General features: G+C 65.6%; 12 protein-coding genes and 1 pseudogene. 6 read left to right on the plus strand and 7 right to left on the minus strand.

Going from position 1 to position 19,874, the window contains the following annotated elements; translation table 11 throughout:
* Nucleotides 1-154 precede the first annotated feature (154 nt).
* Nucleotides 155-1,287: pseudogene (locus FNQ90_RS28315) on the minus strand (IS630 family transposase).
* A gap of 153 nt (nt 1,288-1,440) precedes the next feature.
* Here FNQ90_RS28315 and FNQ90_RS00920 point away from each other — a divergent pair.
* Entirely contained in the window at nt 1,441-2,292 is an 852-nt protein-coding gene (locus FNQ90_RS00920) for a hypothetical protein (RefSeq protein WP_182604496.1), read from the plus strand.
* 113 nt (nt 2,293-2,405) lie between these two features.
* Here the strand turns inward: FNQ90_RS00920 and FNQ90_RS00925 are convergent, their stop codons facing one another.
* The 5 genes from FNQ90_RS00925 to FNQ90_RS00945 all read right to left on the minus strand — a co-directional run bounded on the left by FNQ90_RS00925 (nt 2,406) and on the right by FNQ90_RS00945 (nt 8,641).
* Complete coding sequence (locus tag FNQ90_RS00925) at nt 2,406-3,206, minus strand: adenine nucleotide alpha hydrolase family protein (RefSeq protein ID WP_182604505.1); 801 nt, start codon at nt 3,204-3,206, stop codon at nt 2,406-2,408.
* 208 nt (nt 3,207-3,414) lie between these two features.
* Nucleotides 3,415-4,077 (minus strand): hypothetical protein, encoded by a 663-nt coding sequence (locus FNQ90_RS00930; RefSeq protein WP_323379714.1) that lies wholly within the window; start codon nt 4,075-4,077, stop codon nt 3,415-3,417.
* Nucleotides 4,078-4,263: 186 nt separating this feature from the next.
* Nucleotides 4,264-5,124: a phospholipase D family protein gene (locus FNQ90_RS00935; RefSeq protein ID WP_194432133.1), complete on the minus strand. Its 861-nt coding sequence runs from the start codon at nt 5,122-5,124 to the stop codon at nt 4,264-4,266.
* A 44-nt stretch (nt 5,125-5,168) separates the two neighbouring features.
* Nucleotides 5,169-7,049 (minus strand): ATP-binding protein, encoded by a 1,881-nt coding sequence (locus tag FNQ90_RS00940; RefSeq protein ID WP_182604498.1) that lies wholly within the window; start codon nt 7,047-7,049, stop codon nt 5,169-5,171.
* Nucleotides 7,034-8,641, minus strand: a complete 1,608-nt coding sequence (locus FNQ90_RS00945) for a DEAD/DEAH box helicase (protein WP_182604499.1) — start codon at nt 8,639-8,641, stop codon at nt 7,034-7,036. Before FNQ90_RS00945 ends, FNQ90_RS00940 begins: the two co-directional genes overlap by 16 nt.
* Before the next feature lie 468 nt (nt 8,642-9,109).
* On the opposite strand from FNQ90_RS00945, the gene FNQ90_RS00950 reads away from it, so the two are divergent.
* The 5 genes from FNQ90_RS00950 to FNQ90_RS00970 all read left to right on the plus strand — a co-directional run bounded on the left by FNQ90_RS00950 (nt 9,110) and on the right by FNQ90_RS00970 (nt 18,937).
* Complete coding sequence (locus FNQ90_RS00950) at nt 9,110-10,285, plus strand: cysteine desulfurase family protein (protein WP_182604500.1); 1,176 nt, start codon at nt 9,110-9,112, stop codon at nt 10,283-10,285.
* A 59-nt stretch (nt 10,286-10,344) separates the two neighbouring features.
* Complete coding sequence (locus FNQ90_RS00955) at nt 10,345-11,457, plus strand: DUF4007 family protein (RefSeq protein WP_182604501.1); 1,113 nt, start codon at nt 10,345-10,347, stop codon at nt 11,455-11,457.
* Nucleotides 11,454-15,032: an ATP-binding protein gene (locus FNQ90_RS00960; RefSeq protein ID WP_182604502.1), complete on the plus strand. Its 3,579-nt coding sequence runs from the start codon at nt 11,454-11,456 to the stop codon at nt 15,030-15,032. The genes FNQ90_RS00955 and FNQ90_RS00960 overlap by 4 nt, the downstream gene beginning before the upstream one ends.
* Complete coding sequence (locus tag FNQ90_RS00965; RefSeq protein ID WP_182604503.1) at nt 15,029-15,862, plus strand: phosphoadenosine phosphosulfate reductase family protein; 834 nt, start codon at nt 15,029-15,031, stop codon at nt 15,860-15,862. Before FNQ90_RS00960 ends, FNQ90_RS00965 begins: the two co-directional genes overlap by 4 nt.
* 618 nt (nt 15,863-16,480) lie before the next feature.
* Nucleotides 16,481-18,937 (plus strand): DUF262 domain-containing protein, encoded by a 2,457-nt coding sequence (locus FNQ90_RS00970; RefSeq protein ID WP_182604504.1) that lies wholly within the window; start codon nt 16,481-16,483, stop codon nt 18,935-18,937.
* A 337-nt stretch (nt 18,938-19,274) separates the two neighbouring features.
* On the opposite strand, the gene FNQ90_RS00975 is transcribed toward FNQ90_RS00970, so the two are convergent.
* Nucleotides 19,275-19,874 (minus strand): DnaB-like helicase N-terminal domain-containing protein (locus FNQ90_RS00975; protein ID WP_323379715.1); only part of this gene is annotated, 600 nt, incomplete at its 5' end.

Below are 19,874 nucleotides of genomic sequence, written 5' to 3' on the forward strand. Positions count from 1 at the left end.
GACATCGGCTGATGGAGGGGGGAGGTTTCGCCGACACTGGTCGGCGGTGGCCGGCATGATGAGCCGCATGTCCCTGTATCGAAAGGTCGATGCCGCGTAGGCGGCCCGGCGTGTGGCCGGGTGGAATGCCTCTGGGACGACCGCTAGTGCCGCATCAGGCAACGTTCGCCCTGTCGATGACCTCGCGGAGGCGTTCGTCGGCGGCGTGACGGTTTCGCCAGATGATGTAGCGGCGGATCATGCTGCCCTGCTCTTTGTGGCTGGTGTGGTCGGTGCCGTCGAGGGTGAAGTAGCGCAGGGCGGTGAACTGGGCCTCTATCCGGTTCAGCCAGGAGCTGTTGGTCGGGGTGTAGGCGATCTCCACGTTGTTCGCTTCCGCCCACGCCCCCACCCGCCGGCACCGCTTCGTCGTCAGGTGCGGTGAGTAGTTGTCGCAGACGATGGCGATGCGCACGTTCACCGGGTGCAGCGAGCGCAGGTAGCGGCAGAACCCCGGGGACTTCGACCTGTTCTTGGTCTTCTTGATGTGGCCGTAGAGCTGGTCTTTGGCCGGGTCGTAGGCGGCGAACAGGTGCCGCACCCCGTGGGGGCGGGTGTAGGTCGCCCGCCGCCGGGGCCGGGGTTCGCGGCCGGGGTCCTTGTGCCTGCCGCCGCGCTCGGCCCACTGCCGGCCCGGGTGCGGCTGGAGATTGAGCGGCCCGAACTCATCGAGACAGAACACCACCTCCGGCTCGTCGTCCTCGGGTACGACCTCGCCGTCGGCGATCGCGTACAGGTGCTCCACCCGCGCCTTCTTGGCCGCGTAGTCCGGGTCGCGGGAGGTCTTCCAGGTCTTCACGCGTTGAAAGGAGACGCCTTCCTCGCGGAGCAGGATGCGCAGGCCCTCGTGGCTGATGTCGTCGACCACCCCCTCGGCGACCAGGAAGTCCGCCGGCTTGGTCAGACCCGGGTCGAGAACGGCAGGCCGTGCTCGGCCGGCCTGGACTTGGCGATCTTCTTGATCTCCCGGCGTTCGGGCAGCGTGAAGGTCTTCGGTCGGCCGCCCTTGTACTTGGGATACAGCGAGTCGAAGCCGTCGGCGTTGAAGTTGTGGATCACGTCCCTCACCCGGTCATCGCTGGTGAAGGTGACCTCGGCGATCTTCGCCACCGGCATGCCCTGGGCGGACAGCAGGACCATATGGGCACGCCGCCAGGTCACCACCGACCCGCTGCCGCGGCGGATGATCCGCAGCAGCCGCCTGCCCTCGTCGTCATCGATCTCACGGACCCGCACACGTTCAGCCACGTGATCATTCTGGCGTCGGCGAGCTTCCCGGCGCAGCAACCGCGCGACACATCACGACAGGGCGAACGTTGCCTGACGCGGCACTAGTACCTGAGCATCGCACCGGCTCTCGGTGCCGGAGCGAGTGTCAGTGCCGTGTGCCACGCTCCACCCATGACCACTACTCGGATGAAGGGCCCCTGCCTGCCCTCATACCGCACGCTGTCCACCCTCGCGCTGTCCGAGCCCGAGGACCACGTCCGTGAACTCACCGACTGGGTGGAGCACGCCTCCGCCGTCACCGCCCTTCCTGGGGCGCAGAACAGCTGGGACACGGCCTACAAGTGGCTGCGCCTCGCGCAGGGCCTGCGCACGGTGACGTTCGACATGTCGTACGACGACGGCGGCATGTGCTCGGCCGGCCTCGACTTCGACGCCGTCTGGACCGGGATGATGGAGGAGTGGCAGCAGCACCAGGTCCGTCTTGGCTACCTGCGTGCAGCACTTGAAGGATTCGTCCGGCTGCTGCACCCGGACACCACGGAGCCTGGACTGGTCATAGAAGCCGCGGAACAGCGGCTGTACCACCACGCCGACGCATGGCCGGTGCACGCTCGCGCGGTCGCCGACCATCTGCGGACGCATGCCCCTGACGGGGTGCCGGGCGCCGGCACGCCGGTGGCGGCAGCGGTGACCCAGGCGATTGCCCTGCACGAGATGGCCGTCCGGGGCCGTGCCGCCATCCCCGAGCCGGACAGCGACGTGGACGGGAAGGTCTTTCCCACCGGGCACGCCGAGGTCTGCGTGCTCAAGGAAGCCTCCACAGTGCTGCTGCTGGGAATCCAGCTGCTGATGGCGGCAGCGGTGCAGGAGGACCGCGTCGCCGTCTTCGACGACAAGTACCTTCTCGACGGCATGTGGATTCCCGACTCCTCGGGCGGCAGCCGCTGGGTGGACGAAGAGATGCCCTACGGCAAATACCTCGCCGTCCTCCACCTTCAGCCCGGTGAGCCACCCGAGCTCTGACTCCGCCATCGGCAGCGCCAGCGGCGGCCACGTCGGCACGCCAGGGACAAAAGATGGGTGGGGCCCGAAGCCATGGCTTCGGGCCCCACCCATCGCGGCCTGCTCGGCAGATATCAGGTCATGCACCAGCCGGAGTCGCAAGCCCCCTCATCGTTATCGACGTCATCTCCCCCCTGGCCCTGGTCGGGGATGGCCTGGGTGAGGGGGATGCCGTACCTCGTGAGATACACGGCATCCCGCCCGAGTGCGGCCCGCCGACGGTTAATCGCCTCCTCCAGTCGGACAGACTGAGCGAACAACTCGGGCTCGTGCCGACGCTGGTGGCGCCAGGCGCCGACGGTGCGGAAGGGGCAGAAGAAGCAGGAGCTCTTGGGCGGTACCGGCAGGCCGGCCTCGGTGATGATGCGTTCGCAGTCGTTCCGGTGCAGCCCGAGGTCGAGGAGGGGGTACTCGATGACCTCGTGAGCTTCCCTCCGCCGACGGTTGGCGCGATGGATTTCGTCGACTGATATGCCGATACCGACCGCCGCCGGATCCTCCGCTGTGGCGCCATGCTCTCGAAGCCACCGCCCGACCACCTTGATCTTGAAGTCGGCGGTGCAATTGCGGCGGCCAGGAGCGCCGTTGGCCATGCGGACCGGGATGGGAATCGACCGGGTGTCCGGCCGGTTCAGCCGCTGCATGAGCGTTTCCGTGGCCCCGTCGCGGCGGCGCCGCTTGAGCTCGTGGACGTCCAGTCCCGCACGTGCGGCGTACGGGATGGCGATCTCGCGAACGTAGGCAAGGGTCGCGGGGTGCTCGCTGTCGTCGCCGACATTGGCGAACAGGAAGGTGGGGAAGTCGATCTCTCTACGAGCGGCCAGCGCGAGCAGGGCGGTGCTCTGGACACCGCCTCCGTAGGAAACGACCTTCATCGGAGGACGGGTGGGCTCGCGGGAAGCGGCCTCGGGGATGGAGTCGGTGGGATCGGCGTGGTGGGCTCCGGCGGTCTGCTGCAAGATCGACATATGAGAGACAGTATGGATGGAGCACGGTGAGATCAAGTGTTTCTCTCATTGCTGCTGGCGAACACGACTGAGCTGTCTGCGGGCGTCGGCCACCGCGTAACGAGCGAGAGGTGGTCTAGCGCTGAGGTTTGATGACCACGGAGTGACCCTGGGCCAGAACCGATGCGAGGAACTCGGTGGCGGCGGTCTGGTCGGCAGCGGAGAACGCCCGGGCGGCGGGCAGCGGCTCCTGTGGCGGGGGCGCGGCAGGGGGACTGTGTCTGCGTCCTCGAGGTTTCTGGGGGGCGCGCTGCCCCGCGCGGAGATCTTCGACCGCGGCCGGGACGATGGTCCGCTGCCGCTGCTCTGCGTCGGCCAGGATGGTTTCCAGGAGCCACAGCGGAGAACCGGAGAGCATCAGGTCGGCCTCGGCGATCCGCCGACGGTTACGCCACCGGGAAACGGCTTGGGTGTCCTTGCCGAGGACGCGACCAACTTCCTGGATACCGAGGATGACAGGCAGATGCTCTCTGTCCTGCACTTCGTAGCCCTCAGGGATTCCGGCCCTGTAGGCCGCTAGTCGTTGCTGACCAGCCCGGCGGTCGCCGTCGCTGCTGATCTGAAGCACCGTCGTCAGCAACCAGTACGGATTGCCCGAAGCAACCAGGTCAGGCTCCGGGAGCGTGCCTTCTGTGCGCCACTTCTGTGACGTCTGGCGCTCGACCGCGAAGAGGGAGGCGATCTCAGCGTGCCCGAGCAGGTACGGGACCCGCGGTTGAGACATGAGCACCTTTCCCACACCAACGTTCCTGCCAGGTGACTGCCACGCGGGCACGGCTTCCTCACCGGGCTGTCTGCAGAGATCCTAGGCGGGTTTGCAGGCAGCCCGGCGCATCCGGCCGGAGGACGGCGGTGGCTCGCTGGGAAGCACGGCGGCTGCCCCGGAGCTGGCCTCGATGCCGAGGCCGGTCGTGAGCACTGGTGGTTAGGACAGCTCCTGTCCGTGCCGGATTTCCCATGTCCCGACGTCGGTGTAGAAGCGGCCGAAGTGGCGAAGCCATGCTGCGATGGTCTCGGTGGTCCTTCGTGCCTGCTCGTCGGTCATGCCGGTCTGTTCCTGCAGCGCGTGCTGCAACTCCACATTGCTCAAGCGGTCACCGGCCACGAGCGCCTGGAGGGCGGGGATCTGCCGCAGCCGGCTCTTGATCAAGTCCGAGAACTCCGCCTCGCACAGGCCGGCTGGAACGCCGAGGAGCGCGAGGTCGCGCACGATGGCTGCTTCTACAGAGCGCCCGAACTGGGCCCGCCCGCAGTAGTACGGGTAGAGGGCGTCCGGGCGTCGCGTGACCGGATACCAGCCCTGCGGGGCTTCCTCTCGTGGCTGGTCAGAGGCGGTTGGGCGTTGCTCCTTCAGCAGCTCGGCCTGACTTCTGACCAAGGCGGCCATGTGGGGAGTCGCCTCGACCGCCCGGACCTCGATCTCTGCGAGTACCCGGACAATTTCGGGATGGGCGGCGGGGGCCTCCACCAGGATCTCGATGTTGGCGTTGGCGACGCGCCCGGTTGCCCTCCCGGTCAGGTTGGCGGACCCGATCAGGCAGCGCTCGCCGGCGAGGTAGAGCTTGGCGTGCAGGTTCGGGCACAGCGCGATGCGGAGCCGTTTGTCTTCCTCGGCGAGCTCGATGATCTCGGGGTCGGACACCCCGGCCGCCACCTCTTCGGGGACCCAGCGCGTGATGCACTCGATGTCCTCGACGGCGGCGGGGAGGGCGGTCAAGACGGTTGTAAGGATCTCGCGCTTGATGAAGGGCGCCACGAGGGTTGCCCGTCCGTGGGCGCCCGCCATCAATTCTTCGATCTGCCTCCAGATGTGGCCAGGCTCGGGCACGCTCAGTCGGCCTTCCCGTCCACGAATTCGCGGGCGTACCGGCCCCACTCGCGGCGCGCGTCGGCGATGCGCTCGCGGTCCCGGTCGGGGTAGGTCTCGTCTTCCATCCGAGCCCAGGAGAAGAGCAGCAGCTTGAAGGTGTCGGCAGCACGGTCGAGCCGGTCGCGCAGCTCATTGACGTCGGCGTCCTCGGGGACGTCTTCGAGGACGGCCATGAGCTGGGCGTGCAGCGGATGCTTCTCGTTGAAGATCACCTGCAGCATGCCAGCCATGAGGTCGATGCTGAAGAAGGCGGAGGTGTCCTGGAAGCTGGAGATCCATCGCGCGCGCAGATCCTTCTCCAGGGCCTCCTCGACCATGGACTGGGCGGTGTCCTCGTCCAGGTGGTGCCGCTGGGTGAGAGCCTCGACCTGTTCCTGCCGCTTGGCCTCGGGGGTCGTGCCCTCTTCCAGTTCGTCGGTCTTGCCGGTGTAGCCCTCCTCGCTTCGGCGCTTGACAGCGTCCGTGACCTTGGAAGCGACGTCATCGTCGTGCCGCTTCTTGTTCTTGCGGGTCCCGATCGTCTGCTGCTTGAGCTGGCGCCGGATGGCCGGCAGCAGCTTCTCTTCCAGGTAGAGCACGAGGTCGATCAAGGGCAGACGCGGATCGCCGAGCTCGGCAAGGCGCTCCTTGAAGCCCTTGAAGGACTCGCCGGCCTCGGCGTGGGCCTTCCAGTCGAAGTGGGCCAGGGAGGAGAAGACGGTGGCGCTCTGCTTGTTGTTGGTCACGCCGAAGATGGGGTCGAGGTCCGGCGGGAATTCCACCTCGATGCCCCACCACCGCTCCGTCGGGTCGTATCCGATGGCCCAGGACGCGTCGAGGTCCAGTTCCCTACCCTGGCGCACGAGCGAGATACCGACGTTGCGCCGGGCGTGCTTGCCCCACGGCAGGATGCCGGAATCGGTTGTGCGGCTGATCCCGTCCGGCCACGGGTGGCCCTCGACGTCGGCACGGCGGGCCTCCGGGCGGGCGATGGAGGCCCGGACCGTGATGTTGTGCTTCTTGCCCTCGTGAAGCACGGGGAAGTGCATAACACCAGGCTCGGACTCACTGCCCATCGAGAAGGGCATGAACATCGGCTTGTTGTCGAACGGCTCCGGCGTGGAAGTCGGCGCCATCAGGTAGAGCGGATCGTTGGGAACGGCGTGGTACTCGCCGTCCACGGTCTTGCCCTCGCGGACGGGTGCCATCCGGATGTCGACGCGTCCCTTGTCGAGGTAGTGCCGGTAAACCCGGCCGATCAGGTCGGCGGTGTTCTTCAGGGTGGCCGCGGCCCCATACCAGTTGACCTTGTCCAGGTTGGCCCAGACGACGAGGGTGCCGGTGTCACCGAGCCCGTCGCTCAGGTCCCGCCAGTAGTCGGGCAGCGGATCGTGTGTGGGTTCGGGGACGTCGTCGATCAGCCCCTTTTCGATCTCTTCGAGGCTGAGGTAGGTGTGCATGGCGTTGCCCGCGCCGTTGGTCCAGGACCAGACATCCAGCCGGGTGCACTGCGACATGCTGGAGTTAGGCAGGCCCATGCCGAAACGGCCGATGCGGTCGGGGTCGGCGCCCTGGCCGTCACCGTACTTCAGGGCACGCCGCAGCTGTGGGGACTCCATGCCGTGACCGTTGTCGAGTACGGCTATGGTCTCCACGCGGTGGCTGGTCCGGGAACCGACCTGCACAGGGTTCTCGCAGGCGAAGACCTCCACGAGGGTGGCCTTGGCGTCGATGCTGTTGTCGATCAGTTCGGCGAGGGCGTAGGCGGTGTTCTTGTAGCCGCTGTCCCGCATGGCCTTGACGGTCAGCGAAGGACTGACGATCCGGTAGTTGCTGCCGTCGCTGGTCACGCTGTCTCCCATACATCTTCCCAGTTGGTGAATGCTTCGGCGACGTCGCCGAACCCGGGAAGCTCCGGGTTCACGACGGTGACGATTTCGCAGGTGTCCGTGCCGCCGGCCTTCGGGCCACGGATGACGCGGCCGACCATCTGGCTGTATAACACCAGGGACTTGGTCGGACGGGCGATCACTGCCGCGCTCGCCGCTGGTGCGTCGAAGCCGGTCGTCAGGACACCGAAGTTGCACAGCACCATGGGGCGCCGGCCTGACCCCTTGAACCGCGAGATGACCTGGCTGCGATGCCGGGGGGAGGACTCACCCGTCACGAACTCGGCATCGAAGCCCGCAGCGGACAGCACCGCTGCGATCAGCCGGCAGTGGTCCACGGAGGCGGCGAACACCAGGATCCGCCGGTGCTGCTGCTGTAGCAGCTCCGTGATCGTCTGAACGATCTTGAGATTCCACTGCTCGTCACGCGCGAGTTCGGCCATCATGGCGGCCGGGATGTCGAACGACCGCGCAAGGAGCTGCTGGTCCCTGGCGGACAGATGCACGCCGACCTCGGAGGCCACCGTCCGCATCAGTGGCTTGGCCAGGTAGCCCTGGTCGATCAGGGCTGTCACCGGGTTGGTGTAGCCCTCGATCTCCAGCATGACCTTCTGCCGGGAGAAGTAGTCCGAGAGCTCCTCGTCCTTGGAGATGTCGGCCCACGTGCGTCCGGGCGTGGCGGTCAGCCCCAGCAGGCTCGCATCGTGACGGATCGTCAGCTCATCGACCACCCTCTGGAACGTAGGCGCGATGATCTGATGAGCCTCGTCGAAGACCGTCAGCGTGCTGCGCGCCGCCAAGGTGGCCAGGAACTGCGGATCCGACTTGGCCGCCGAGACGGCCTTCTCCAGCCCAAGAACGACCAGCCCGTCGGTCATTTCTGCAAGGTCTACCGGGGCGCCGCCCCAGACCCGCAGGACCGGCAGCGGCCGGTCGCCGACCTTCGTCCAAGCGCGCTCGAACTCGACTGCGGCCTGCTCCAGTAGCTCCTGCCCGTGGGCCAGCCACACCACCACGGTGGGCTCGTGCTGCCGCAGGTGATCGCAGATCAGGCTCATGCCCGTGCGCGTCTTGCCTACGCCGGTGGGGAGATGCAGCACTGTCCGCCGTGGGCCGTCGTACAGCAGCTCCTTGACCCGAGCCGCGGCGTGCCGCTGATGCGGGAACAAGCCGTACTCCGGAGCCGACTTCTGTTTGAGCGCTGGCGGAAGGGACGGCACCCGGTCGATCGTGAAGCCGAAGAACTCCAGCAGCTCGCGGCGCTCGTTGGCCGTCCACTTCAGACTCTGCAGGTAGTCCAGCGGCGCCTGCTCGTCCCCCAACGACCCTAGGCGCTGCGCCAACTCCGCCTGCTTGGGGCCCGGAACCAGAGCGATCAGGGCGGAACGCTCAGTCGCGTCGGCGACCAGGCGTTCGGCATCAATGGCGACCGGTGCGACAGCCCGGAGGCGGTCGTCACCCGCCGTGCCTCCCTCGATCAGATTGAGCAGGGCGCACAGCTGCTCGCCGAGATGCCCCCGGATGTACGCCAGCGGCGCATCCGCGAGGAGCGCCTTGAAGGACATCCCCGGTGACCAGGTTGTCACTGTCCCACCTGCCCGGCGGCAGGCTCCAGCCCGCAAGCGTCCGCGGCTGAAGCAGCTGTCGTCATGAAGTTCCACCCCCAGTTCGAGCACGTCAAGCACCGCCCCAACGTGCACTGTTACTGCGACGCTGCAGCGTGCGGACCACCCTAATCGGGACCACTGACAACAGGGGCACCATCAAGCGAAAAGCCCAGCCAGGTACGGCATTTGGTTCGTGCTCTCGGTGTGGAAACAGATCTTGCGGTACGCAGCTTGCGCGCGAGGCGCGCGTCATAGAACATCCGTTCGGTAAATGGCTTGCGACACCACGCGTTCGAGTGATTCAGAGAGTGGATCTCGGCTCGCGGCTAGGATCACGGCGACCTACTGGTGAAACCCCGGATGCGGGGCGAGGTTTCCACCAGCAGTACATTGGTGTGCGACACGAGTGAGGCGGGGTGACAGGCGATGAGTGAGCTGAATGGGCTAGATGTGTCCTATTTTGACTACAATGCCACCGCTCCGATCCGGCCGGAGGCCCGCGCGGCCGTCATCGAGGCCATGCAATCAGTCGGCAACGCCTCAAGCATGCACCACCCCGGACGGCAGGCGGCTCATCGAGTCGACGTCGCCCGCCGGCAGCTAGCCGATCTTCTTGGCTGCTCGCCTGGCGAGATCATCTTTACCTCCGGGGCGACCGAAGCGAACAATCTGGCTCTGCGGGCCGCGTTCACCGCCGGAAGTCCCCTGGTCACAAGCCCTGTTGAGCATCCGGCTGTGCTGGAGACGGCGCGCACGGTCACCGCCGGAGGCCCCGAGGATATTGTGCTCCTGCCGGTAGGTGGCGACGGCCTGGTGGATCTGGACGTCCTGAAACAGGTCTTTGCCGCGCGTCAGGGGGGAGTGGTCTCCCTGATGGCGGCGAACAACGAGACCGGCGTCCTCACCGATCTCCGCGTCGTGGCCAAGGCGGCCCGTGAAGCCGGTGCACTCGTCCACACAGACGCCACGCAGCTCATCGGCCGCCTCCCCATGGACGTCGCCGAGCTCGACGTCGACCTTTTGTCGCTGTCGGCCCACAAGTTCGGCGGACCGCAGGGAGTCGGTGCCCTGTATGTGCGGCGTGGGTCCCCACTCCCGCACCGGCCGCTCCTCGTGGGCGGCGGACAAGAGCGGGGATGGCGCGCGGGCACCCTGAACGTGGCAGGGATCATCGGCATGGGAGCAGCGGCCGAGGCCGCTGCGCGCGGCCTCGGTGAGGAGGTCGAGCGGGTCGCAGCCATGCGTGACCGCCTCGAACACCTGGTCACTGGCGTTCTGCCCGACTGCCGTATCAACGGCCGGCGCGATCAGCGCCTGCCCGGCGTGACGAGCATTACTTTCCCTGGAGTGCCTGCGGACGCGGTCTTGGCGGCAATGCCCGACGTCGCTGCCTCGGAGGGCAGCGCGTGCGCGTCCGGCGCTCCGACCCCGAGCCACGTGCTCCTGGCGATGGGGCTGTCTCGCGCGGACGCCGACAGCACAATCCGCTTCTCGCTGGGCTACGCCACCACGGATGCCGAGATCAAGCACGCCGCGCAGGCCGTCAAACGCGCCGTGATGCAGGTTCGGGCAGTGCTGGCCGAAGCCGATGGTCCCCGCTGACCGTCACCCCGTTTACCAACCTCGTTAGAGCAATCGCATTGGACACAGAGAGGTCCCGGATGTCAGACAGCCGGCTTGGGGAAGCCGCCCTTTTTGCCTTCGCGCGACACGAAACTTTCGCGCCCCGCTTCGGCTGGCTACACAAGGCGTACATGCAGGTCAAACGCGATCAGGGTGCGTTCCTCGCGGCTGATGCCCCGGTGCGGTTCGGTGTGGGCAAGAACATGGTCAACGCCATGCGCTACTGGTCGCGCGCGTTCAAGCTGACCCGCGAGTGCAATCCGACGAAGGGCACACAGGCCAAGTTCTCCTACCCCACCTGGGAAGCACGCTGGCTTCTGGACGAGGATGGAGCGGACCCGTACCTGGAGGAGAACGGCAGCCTGTGGCTGCTGCACTGGTGGCTGATCTCTTCCCGTCCCGGAGCCAAGAGCCACGCGCCGGCCTGGTACACGGCCTTCCACCTCGCGCCGTTCTCTCGGTTCACGACCGCGGACATGACGCAGGTGATCACCCGGCACGTGAACTTCTCCTATGACAAGAGCCCGGAAGAGGCGTCGATCGTCCGTGACGTCGACTGTCTCACCAAGATGTACGCGCGCAGCGCCCCGGAGAAGGCGGGCTCGCCGGGCAGCTACGAGGATCTGCTCGCATGTCCCTTCCGAGACCTGGACCTGCTGACGTTTGTCGGCACGCGCGGAAATGCCGAGTGGCAGTTCACCAGCGGGCACCGCACCTCGCTGCCCGCCCGGGTCCTGGCTTATGCCTGCCTCGACTACGCTGCCAAGTTCTCCCGCCGGGCCAACTCGATCTCCGTGGCCCGCCTCGCCAACGAGCCGGGCTCCCCAGGGCGCGCCTTCCGCGTCCGGGAGAACGAGATCGTCATGGCGCTGCAGAAGGTGACTGCGGACCACCCGCAACTCAACCTGACCGAGGCCGTGGGACAGCGCAGCCTTGCCTTCAGCGCCGACCCCTTCGATTTGGCCTGGGAAGTACTCGACGAGCAGTACGAATTCGTCACCCGCCGCCCCGGCTTCCCCACCCGTGAGGAATGGGCCGCCAAGTTCCCCAAGCTCGCCGAGGCCGAGCAGAAGGAACTCGCCACGAAGGCTACGGACGCCACTGACACGGACGACACCACCGACACACTCTTTGCCAAGGAGACCGCGTGACCCCTGCAACCCCCACGCGGACCTTGAGCAACCCGGCGAGCTCCGCCCCGCAGTTCCCCGCCGGTATCGAACTCGTCGGCTCCCAGATGCGCTCGACCAACCTTGAGCGCGATGTCGAGGACGCGCTGCACGACCCCTATGTCGGCGCCCGGGCCGTCGACGTCCTGGAACGCATCGCGAGTGCACTGGCAGACCAACGCCGCACCCGCGCCTGGTCGTTCACCGGCCCCTACGGATCCGGCAAGTCCACCCTGTCCAACATCATCGACGCGCTGCTGGGGCGGGATGCCAAGCGGCGCAGCGAGGCCGAGCGCATCCTCGAAGAGGCCAGCCCCGCCCTCGCTCAGCGCCTTGCCGCAGCCCGCGATGCCATCGCCCCCGAGGGATTCCTAGGTGGCGTGGCCACCGCGCGCCGCGAATCCGTCGTCGCTACCCTCTCCCGCGCCCTGCACACTGCGGCGGCGCGACGCTGGGGCAAGCGCGTCCCGAAGGCCATCGCCACCGCCCTGGAGGCGTGCACCGACCCGGACCGGGCCGGGACCAACGAAATTCTCGGCGCCGTCACGGCTCTGACGGCGGACGGGCAGCAGCCTCTGCTCCTCGTCATCGACGAGTTCGGCAAGACGCTGGAACATCTCGCCGGCCACAATGAGTTCGCCGATGCCCAGCACGACCTGTTCCTGCTGCAGGAACTCGCCGAGAAGGCGGCTGGCCCCAACGGGCTGCCCGTCTACCTGATGACCTTGCAGCACCTGTCGTTCATGGACTACGCCTCACGGTCCAGCGAACTCAAGACCCGCGAATGGGCCAAGATCCAGGGGCGCTTCGAAGACATCACCTTCGTCCCCCACCACGGCGACTCCCTGCACATGCTGCGCCGCCGCCTCGACCACTCGGCAGTCAACTCTGCCGGGCAGGCTCTGATCAACGCATCCGCCGAGGCATCCGCGGACATCTGGACCCAGCACGGCCTCGGCGTTCTCGCCGAACTCGGCCCCGACCACTTCGCCGACCTCTACCCGCTACACCCCATCACGGCCCTGGCCGCTCCGGCCCTGGCCGCCCAGATCGGCCAGCACGACCGCAGCCTGTCGGGCTTCCTCAACAGTGGGGAGCCCAACACCGTCCGCCACTCGCTGGCCCAGCACAGCAACGAGAAAGCGGAGCACGCCAGCACAGTGCGGCTGCCGCAGCTGTACGACTACTTCCTCAACTCCGGGCGCACCACCCTGCTCGCCTCCGCCAACGCGGGCCGGTGGATCGAGGTCGACTCGCGCATCCGGGACGCCAATGGCCTGCCCGATGCCGACCAGGACGTCCTGAAGACCATCGGCGTCCTCAATCTAATCGACTCCGACGGGGCCCTCAGCGCCACCGCGCCGATGATCCACTTCGCCCTCCACGACCCCACCGACGTCGCTGACTCCGACGCCTTCACGGCGCTCGAAGAGCGGCTCGCCGACCTCGTGCGTCGGGGCTTCGTCGTCCACCGTGAGTTCAGCGGCGAGTACCGCGTCTGGCAGGGCACCGACGTCGACATCGACGGCCGGCTCAAGGACATCATCAGCCACTTCGACGATGCTGCGGTCATCGACCGGCTCAGCAGCCTCATCCCCCAGGCATTCGTGGCCAGCCGCCACAGCCAGATCACCGGCATGATGCGCGTGTTTTACACCGCGGTCAGCGGCCCGGAGACCAAGACCGTTGCTGCCCCGGACGAGCTTAGGGAGCCCGCCGACGGCCTTGTCGTCTTCCACCTCGGCACCGATGCCGACAGGCCCGCCGTCCACTCACCCCTGCCGGTACTCGTCGGCACTACCGCCAATCCCGACGTGGTGCTGACCACGGCTACCTACCTCGTCGCGCTCAAGGAGCTCAGTAACCAGCAGGACATCGACCATGTTGCCCGGCGCGAAGTCATCGAGCGGCTGGTGCAGGCCGAGGCCGAGCTGCTGGAGCTGCTGCAGGACGCCTTCTACCCCCCGTCCTCCCAAGCGTCCTGGAGCCTGTGGCACACCGGGGTCGCCCATGGGGAAGAACCCGCCGCCTCCGGCCTGACGGCCCGCAGCTTGAGCGGCCTGGTCTCCCTCGCCTGCGAATCGGTGTACCCGCACACCCCGCACATCCGCAACGAGATGCTCGGCCGCCACGTCCTGACCAGCCAGGCCGCCCAGGCCCGCGGCATACTGTTGACGGCCATGCTCTCCGCCTCGGGCGAGGAGAACCTCGGCCTGCCCGGGTATAAGGCCGAACGAGCCATCTACCACGGTGTTCTGGCCTACCTCGGCCTGCACCGCGAGAACGGGGAGACACAGGCCGAGAGCCAGCAAGAGAGCCTGCTCCCGTACGGCTTCTCCCCACCCGGCGAGGGTCATGAGCACGCCCAGCCCGCCTGGAACGCCCTCAACGAGGTCCTGTCCGGGGCCACCGAGCGGGTCAGCATGGAAGAGGTCATCCGTGTCCTGATGAGTCCCCCCTACGGACTCAAGGCCGGCGTGGTCCCGGTATTCCTGATTCCGGCTCTGATCATCCGCAGGCACGATGTCGCGCTGTTCGAGGAAGGCACCTACCTCCCCCGACTGACCATTGACGCCGTCGAGCGCCTCGTGAAGGGTCCAGGACGCTTCTCGGTGAAGTACACGCCAGCCGGAGACGGCCAGCGGGGCAGCATCATCAAGAAGCTGATGGTTTCTCTCGGCGTGGAAGCACCTCGCTCCAAGGCTCTACGCAACCCCGACCTCCTCGCCGTCGCCAGTGCGCTGATCACGCGGGTGGCCGACCTCAACAAGTACGCTCGTACCACCAAGAACATCTCCGCCGATGCCCGCGCCGTGCGCGCCGCCATCGCCAAGGCGGTAGACCCGGACGAGCTGGTCTTCCACGCGTTGCCCAAGGCCCTTGGGCTGCCCGAGGTTCCGGCACGCACGCGGGCCAGCGCTGAGGCGGCGAACACCTACGTCGAACGCCTCACCGCGGCAGCCGACGAACTCGTCGCCATCGAAAGCAAGCTCCGCGCAGAGGTCGTCCGCGTCCTTGCCAAGGAGTTCCGCCTGCCGGCCGAACTGCCCAAGCTGCGTACTCAGCTGGCGGCCCGGTTGCGTGGCTTCGCAGACGCCGTGCTGACACGAGAACTGCGGGGCTTCGTCGACTTCGTCCTCAGCGACAGCCTCGAAGATGAGGACTGGCTGGAACCCATCGTCGTGCGTCTGACCAACTCCGCCCTCGGAGACTGGGACGATCACGAAGCCAAGGTCTTCCCTCAGAAGGCCCGGGCGATGGCCGCAGCTCTTGACCGCGTCGGACATCTGCACCACGCCGGACGCGAAGTCCGGAGCCGGGAAGAGAAACTCGACGCCCAGTTGTTGACCTTGACCGACAGCGCCGGCGTGGAGCAGCGCACGCTGATCTACGTACCCGAGCAGGCACGCGGCGAGGCCGACACGCTCGCCGCAGACGTCCTGAAGCGGGCGGAGAAGGCTCTAGGGCCGGACGGGGCACGGATCCTGCTCGCTGCCCTCGCCCAGCGCGTGACCGAAGCCGCGACAGCGGCGAGTGAAAGGAAGGCACAGGGATGACCGACGAAGCCGACACCAAGAAGGTCCGGCACGTGCTCGGCATCTCCGGTGGCAAGGACTCGTCCGCGCTCGCCGTCTACATGCGCGACCGAGTTCAGGAGATGGAGTACTTCTTCTGCGACACCGGCGCCGAGCTGCCGGAAACCTATGAGTACCTGAACCGGCTTGAGGCCGCCCTGGGCAAGTCGATTGTGCGACTTAACGCCGACCGCGACTTCGACCACTGGATGGAGGTCTACCAGGGCACCCTGCCCAGCCCGCAGATGCGCTGGTGCACCAAGAATCTCAAGATCAAGCCTCTGGAGGACTGGGTCGGTGACGACAAGGTCATCTCCTATGTCGCCATCCGCGCCGACGAGAACCGCCTCGGCTACGTCAGCACCAAGCCGAACATCGAGGCCGTTTTCCCCTTCCGAGAGGATGGCATCGACAAGGACGGTGTGATGCGGATCCTCGAAGAGGCCGGCATCGGCCTGCCCGGCTACTACGAGTGGCGCACGCGCTCCGGCTGCTACTTCTGCTTCTTCCAGCGCAAGCACGAGTGGGTCGGCCTCAAGGAGCGTCACCCCGACCTCTTCGACCGCGCCGTCGAGTACGAAGAGAAGGTTCGCTACCGGCACACCGCCATGAAGGGCCGCAACTACACCTGGTCACAGGGCGAGTCGCTGCCGGAGCTCATAGAGCGCAAGGAAGAGATCGAGGCCAAGCACCGGGCGGCCCTGGAGCGTGCGGCCAAGCGCATCAAGCCCAACAGGCCCCTCCTGGAGGTACTCTCCGACGCGCTCGACTCCGACGACGACGAGGCCGGCTGCTCCGTCTGCCACCTCTGACGCGCAACCACACACAGCGGCCCCAGCTCGTGCTGCTGGGGCCGTTGTTGCTTTCCCGACTTCCAATCGAGCTCGTCCCACTTGGGGTTGTGATTTCGTCCCAGGCTATGTCCCATACCTCCGGAGGAACGCAGCCCACACTCACCCATGACAAGTCGAGCTTGCAGGAAATAGGGTGACGCAACGTCACATATGAGGCATGATGGGCGCGATGTGCCCCGCCTGCTACCTCTGTCGACCACTCATATGCCACCATGAGTGATGACTCACCCACAGGCGTGGAACAGTGACGGAGTGAAACCGGGTATGGAAACTCGTGGGTTTTTGTTGCGGCACGGATGTCATCTTCTCAGTTCCTCAGGGAGCCCAGTCAGGGATTCCATCCTTCGCGTCAGCGCGCATACAGCTGGAGCTGCCCGAGATCAGGCGCCCTCTCGTTGGCGTCGCGCATGGCATTGAATGGCTTGCCGTGCTCGAGGTCTCGATCTGTTTCCTCGTCGCTGTCATTGCGCTTTGCGATATCAGCTTAAATGATCCGAAATGCAGGTCGCAGGTCCCTTCCAAGGTCATGCCGCATCTGATCTGACCCGAACCTGCTAAACGAAAAAGGGACTACGCATGCCTACGCAGGCCAAGGAAATATTCGAGGCGCAGAGCAAGAGTGTCCGCGAGTTGCTGTCTGACAATGGCCTGGGCCTCTACCTACCGCCCTACCAGCGTCCGTACGGCTGGGGTAAAGACAAAGTCGAGAAATTGCTCGACGACACCCTGCATGGCCTCAAGAATCTAGGTGAGGCGCCGGACAGCTTTACCTTCTTGGGGACCGTCATCACCATTCATGACGTCAACCACGTCACAGTGAAGCCAATCGTCAAGCCCGAGGTCCCGTCCAAGGTCCTTACCGTGATCGATGGGCAGCAGCGTTTGTCGAGCCTTCTTATCCTGCTTGTCGGCCTGCACAACCTCATTCGTCAGCGTGCATGGAAGGTCTTCAAGGGCAACGAGCCGGATCCGACCGACAGTGCTCGGATTCAGCTCTACTCGGAAACGATCAACATCCTGCAGATGCTTGGGGCGTCGTTCTACGAGCGAAAGAACTTTGGAAGTACGCCGATCTACCCACGTCTCATTCGAGCCTTCGTAGATCAGTGGGCAAAGACCGATAAGCTCAAGCTGTACGAGTCGCCGATCGCCAACCTTATCTACAGCTACTCGGTGCTAGCCGACGAGGAGAAGCCGGCTTCTAAACCCACGGACTTCAGGCCGAAGCCGCGACCGAATGCGGGCGAAGGCGAAGGTGATCTCATCAAGAGATTCAACGAGATCCGTACGGCGTTGACCAAGCTAGTGCAGCGAAAGCCTATCGAGGAGCTGGAGGATCTACCGCCGCTAGCAACCCTCGCTACCAACATCGAGTTCCAGCGTGCGCTCTTCAACCACGAACTCGACCCTGAATTCTGCCACTGGATGGAGCAGTTGCAGGACGAGCCCGAGGCTGAGCTGATGCGGCTCGTCATGTTTGCTGCCTATAGCTTGAACCGCATCGCTCTGACTGTCGTGCAAGGCAAGGACGAGGACTACGCCTTCACGATCTTCGAGTCATTGAACACCACGGGCGAGCCTCTAACCGCCTTCGAGACCTTCCTCCCTCGTGTGGTCATGGCAACGAATATCGAGGACTATCAGGGATCGGACGCATATGCGTACATGAAGGCGGTTCAAGGCTACCTCGACCGTTTCGACGTCGGAGATAAGCTTCAGAACGCAACACGAGACCTGCTCGTCACTTTCGCGTTGGCAGAGACCGGGAAGAAGCTCTCCAAGCGTCTCCCGGACCAGCGGGTCTATATGCGCGATACTTTTGAACGCCACAAGGACTCTGCCGATGACCGGAGTGCATACCTGCGCCACCTAAGCGACACGGCGGCCTTTATCGGGAACACTTGGGAGCCTTTGCCCAAGACTTCTCGCACGCTACCCGGGCTAGAAGCGGCCGTCATGACGGACACCGTGAAGTTGTGTCTGGGCTTCCTTAACGCACTCAATCACACCATTGCTATCGCGCCGCTCGTGCGCTTCTACTCCGAGGCTGTCCACGCGGACGAAGGTGAAGCGAAGACCAAGCGCATCGCCGAGTTCGAGGAGGCGATCAAGGCAATCACTGCCTTCACGGTCTTCTGGCGAGCAACGCGTCGCGGCACGGGCAACATCGATAGCCAGTATCGGGCGGTCATGGCCGGAGACTCGCTCACGGGGATGGGACCGCTCGCTCGGCAGTGGGAATTTCCCGATGCATCCAAGCCTGATCCGACCGTTGACGCTGAGCTGCTGAAGAAGGAGCTTGCGGTGCGTTTGACGCACCCGAAGCACGGCGCCATCCTAAACTTGGCTTCCTTCCTGGCAGATGCTTCAGCGTTGCCGCTCTACTCAATTAGTCGCCCACTGACGCGTTTTCTTCTCCTGGCTGCATATCACGACACCATTGAAGATCCGGAGAATCCGGGGCTGATCGTCCAAGGCAAGGCGGGGCTCGCCTCGTGCTTCACTGCAGATGGTTGGGGGGACGAGACGCACCTCACGATCGAACACATCGCGCCGCAGCAGGCCACGAGTGGGTGGGATCAGGAGTTCTACAGCGAGAAGGAGACCGTCCACAAGCTGGGCAATCTGGTCCTGGCACCGGGCGCCGCTAACACGTCCCTTAGCTCGCGACCTTGGACCGAAAAGAAAGTCTTGTATGCGGCACTCGGTGCCAAGACGGCCGACGAGGCCAAGTCGATCCTCAACAGTTCTGGCTTGACTTTCGCGCAGACGACTGAAGCTCTATTGAAAATGCAGCGTTACCTCCCACACTTGCGAGCACTGGGGCAGCGGGAGGACGAGTGGAATCCGACGTTCATGGATCAGCGTGCAGATGTCCTCCTACGGCTGGCCTACACACGGCTCAAGGGCTGGCTCGGCCTGGAGCTGTCTGACTCCAGCACTGATCCGGTGGTCCAGGTCGAGGATGTGGACTTCGAGAACGACGAGCTCGACGAGAGTGAGGATGCCGGGGGAGCGGCTGGAACGGCATAACTCAGCAGCCCAGTTGGGCGGCGCTCGGCGACGGCGTCGCCGATGGTCATGCGCGGGTTGAGCAGGCTAGTTCCATCTGGGAGATGCCGGGGCCCGTCCTTGCAGGGGCCCCGGCAAGGCAATGAGTTCCTCCTGGGGTGTCTGAGATCGAGTCGCGGCTCCTGCTTGCCAGGAGTTGGTCCTCCGGGGCTTTGTCAGCGGGCTCGTCGCACACCAACTGGTCCTGAGTGGAAATGCCAGGAGCGCTCGGCGATCCGCTGGTGCTCGCGGTGGAGTTGGTGCCAGGTGCTTATGCCGGTGGCTGACCCTTCAAGCGTTGCCCATATCGGGTTGGGGCTCAGCGGGAGATACGAGTGGCCGGCGGAGCAGTTGTCCGCGGTGGGCTGGCTCTGGGTGGTGATGTCGTCCTGCCGCGTGGGCGATTGATCGTTGGCGGTGGTGAGGTGGCCTGGTGCCAACGGGTGCGCACTGAGGATAGACGCGCGAGCGCGCGGCGACCGCCGATGATGAACTGATACGGGGTGGTCGTCGGGTCCTCGGTCAATGCCTGCACATGACAGCCCACTTGGTGCGCGGTCGTGAGGAGGGATCGCTGGACGATCAGCTCACCCCAGTGCTGCAGGGAACCGGCCGGTGATGCCAGGAGGTCGAGCAGTTTGGCCGGCTCTACCTCTGGTTTGAGGAGACCGCGCTGCTGAGCCTCCCACAGGACCGTGATCGGGTCGACGGCGGCTCGTCGGTAGGCCAGAGCGGTCAGGCTCTGCCACAGGCCAGCCTGCAAGGGCTGCGAAAAGTCGTCGGCGGCCAGCCACTGCATCTGCTCGACATCAGCAGGATGTGCCGTCGCGGTCGCGAGCAGCAGCCACTCCTCGTCTCCCGCCTCCCCGGTGTTGTGTGGGGCGCCGATGGGCACGGGTGCGGGGATGCGTTGTAGGGC

The sequence above is a fragment of the Streptomyces alkaliphilus genome, assembly GCF_014141535.1.
Lineage (GTDB): Bacteria > Actinomycetota > Actinomycetes > Streptomycetales > Streptomycetaceae > Streptomyces > Streptomyces alkaliphilus.

Bases quoted from the DNA above. Each gene is read 5' to 3' on its own strand.
- FNQ90_RS00920 (WP_182604496.1), top strand. From the start codon at position 1,441: ATGACCACTACTCGGATGAAGGGCCCCTGCCTGCCCTCATACCGCACG.
- FNQ90_RS00925 (WP_182604505.1), bottom strand. From the start codon at position 3,206: ATGAAGGTCGTTTCCTACGGAGGCGGTGTCCAGAGCACCGCCCTGCTC.
- FNQ90_RS00935 (WP_194432133.1), bottom strand. From the start codon at position 5,124: ATGGCGGGCGCCCACGGACGGGCAACCCTCGTGGCGCCCTTCATCAAG.
- FNQ90_RS00940 (WP_182604498.1), bottom strand. From the start codon at position 7,049: ATGGGAGACAGCGTGACCAGCGACGGCAGCAACTACCGGATCGTCAGT.
- FNQ90_RS00945 (WP_182604499.1), bottom strand. From the start codon at position 8,641: ATGTCCTTCAAGGCGCTCCTCGCGGATGCGCCGCTGGCGTACATCCGG.
- FNQ90_RS00950 (WP_182604500.1), top strand. From the start codon at position 9,110: ATGAGTGAGCTGAATGGGCTAGATGTGTCCTATTTTGACTACAATGCC.
- FNQ90_RS00955 (WP_182604501.1), top strand. From the start codon at position 10,345: ATGTCAGACAGCCGGCTTGGGGAAGCCGCCCTTTTTGCCTTCGCGCGA.
- FNQ90_RS00965 (WP_182604503.1), top strand. From the start codon at position 15,029: ATGACCGACGAAGCCGACACCAAGAAGGTCCGGCACGTGCTCGGCATC.
- FNQ90_RS00970 (WP_182604504.1), top strand. From the start codon at position 16,481: ATGCCTACGCAGGCCAAGGAAATATTCGAGGCGCAGAGCAAGAGTGTC.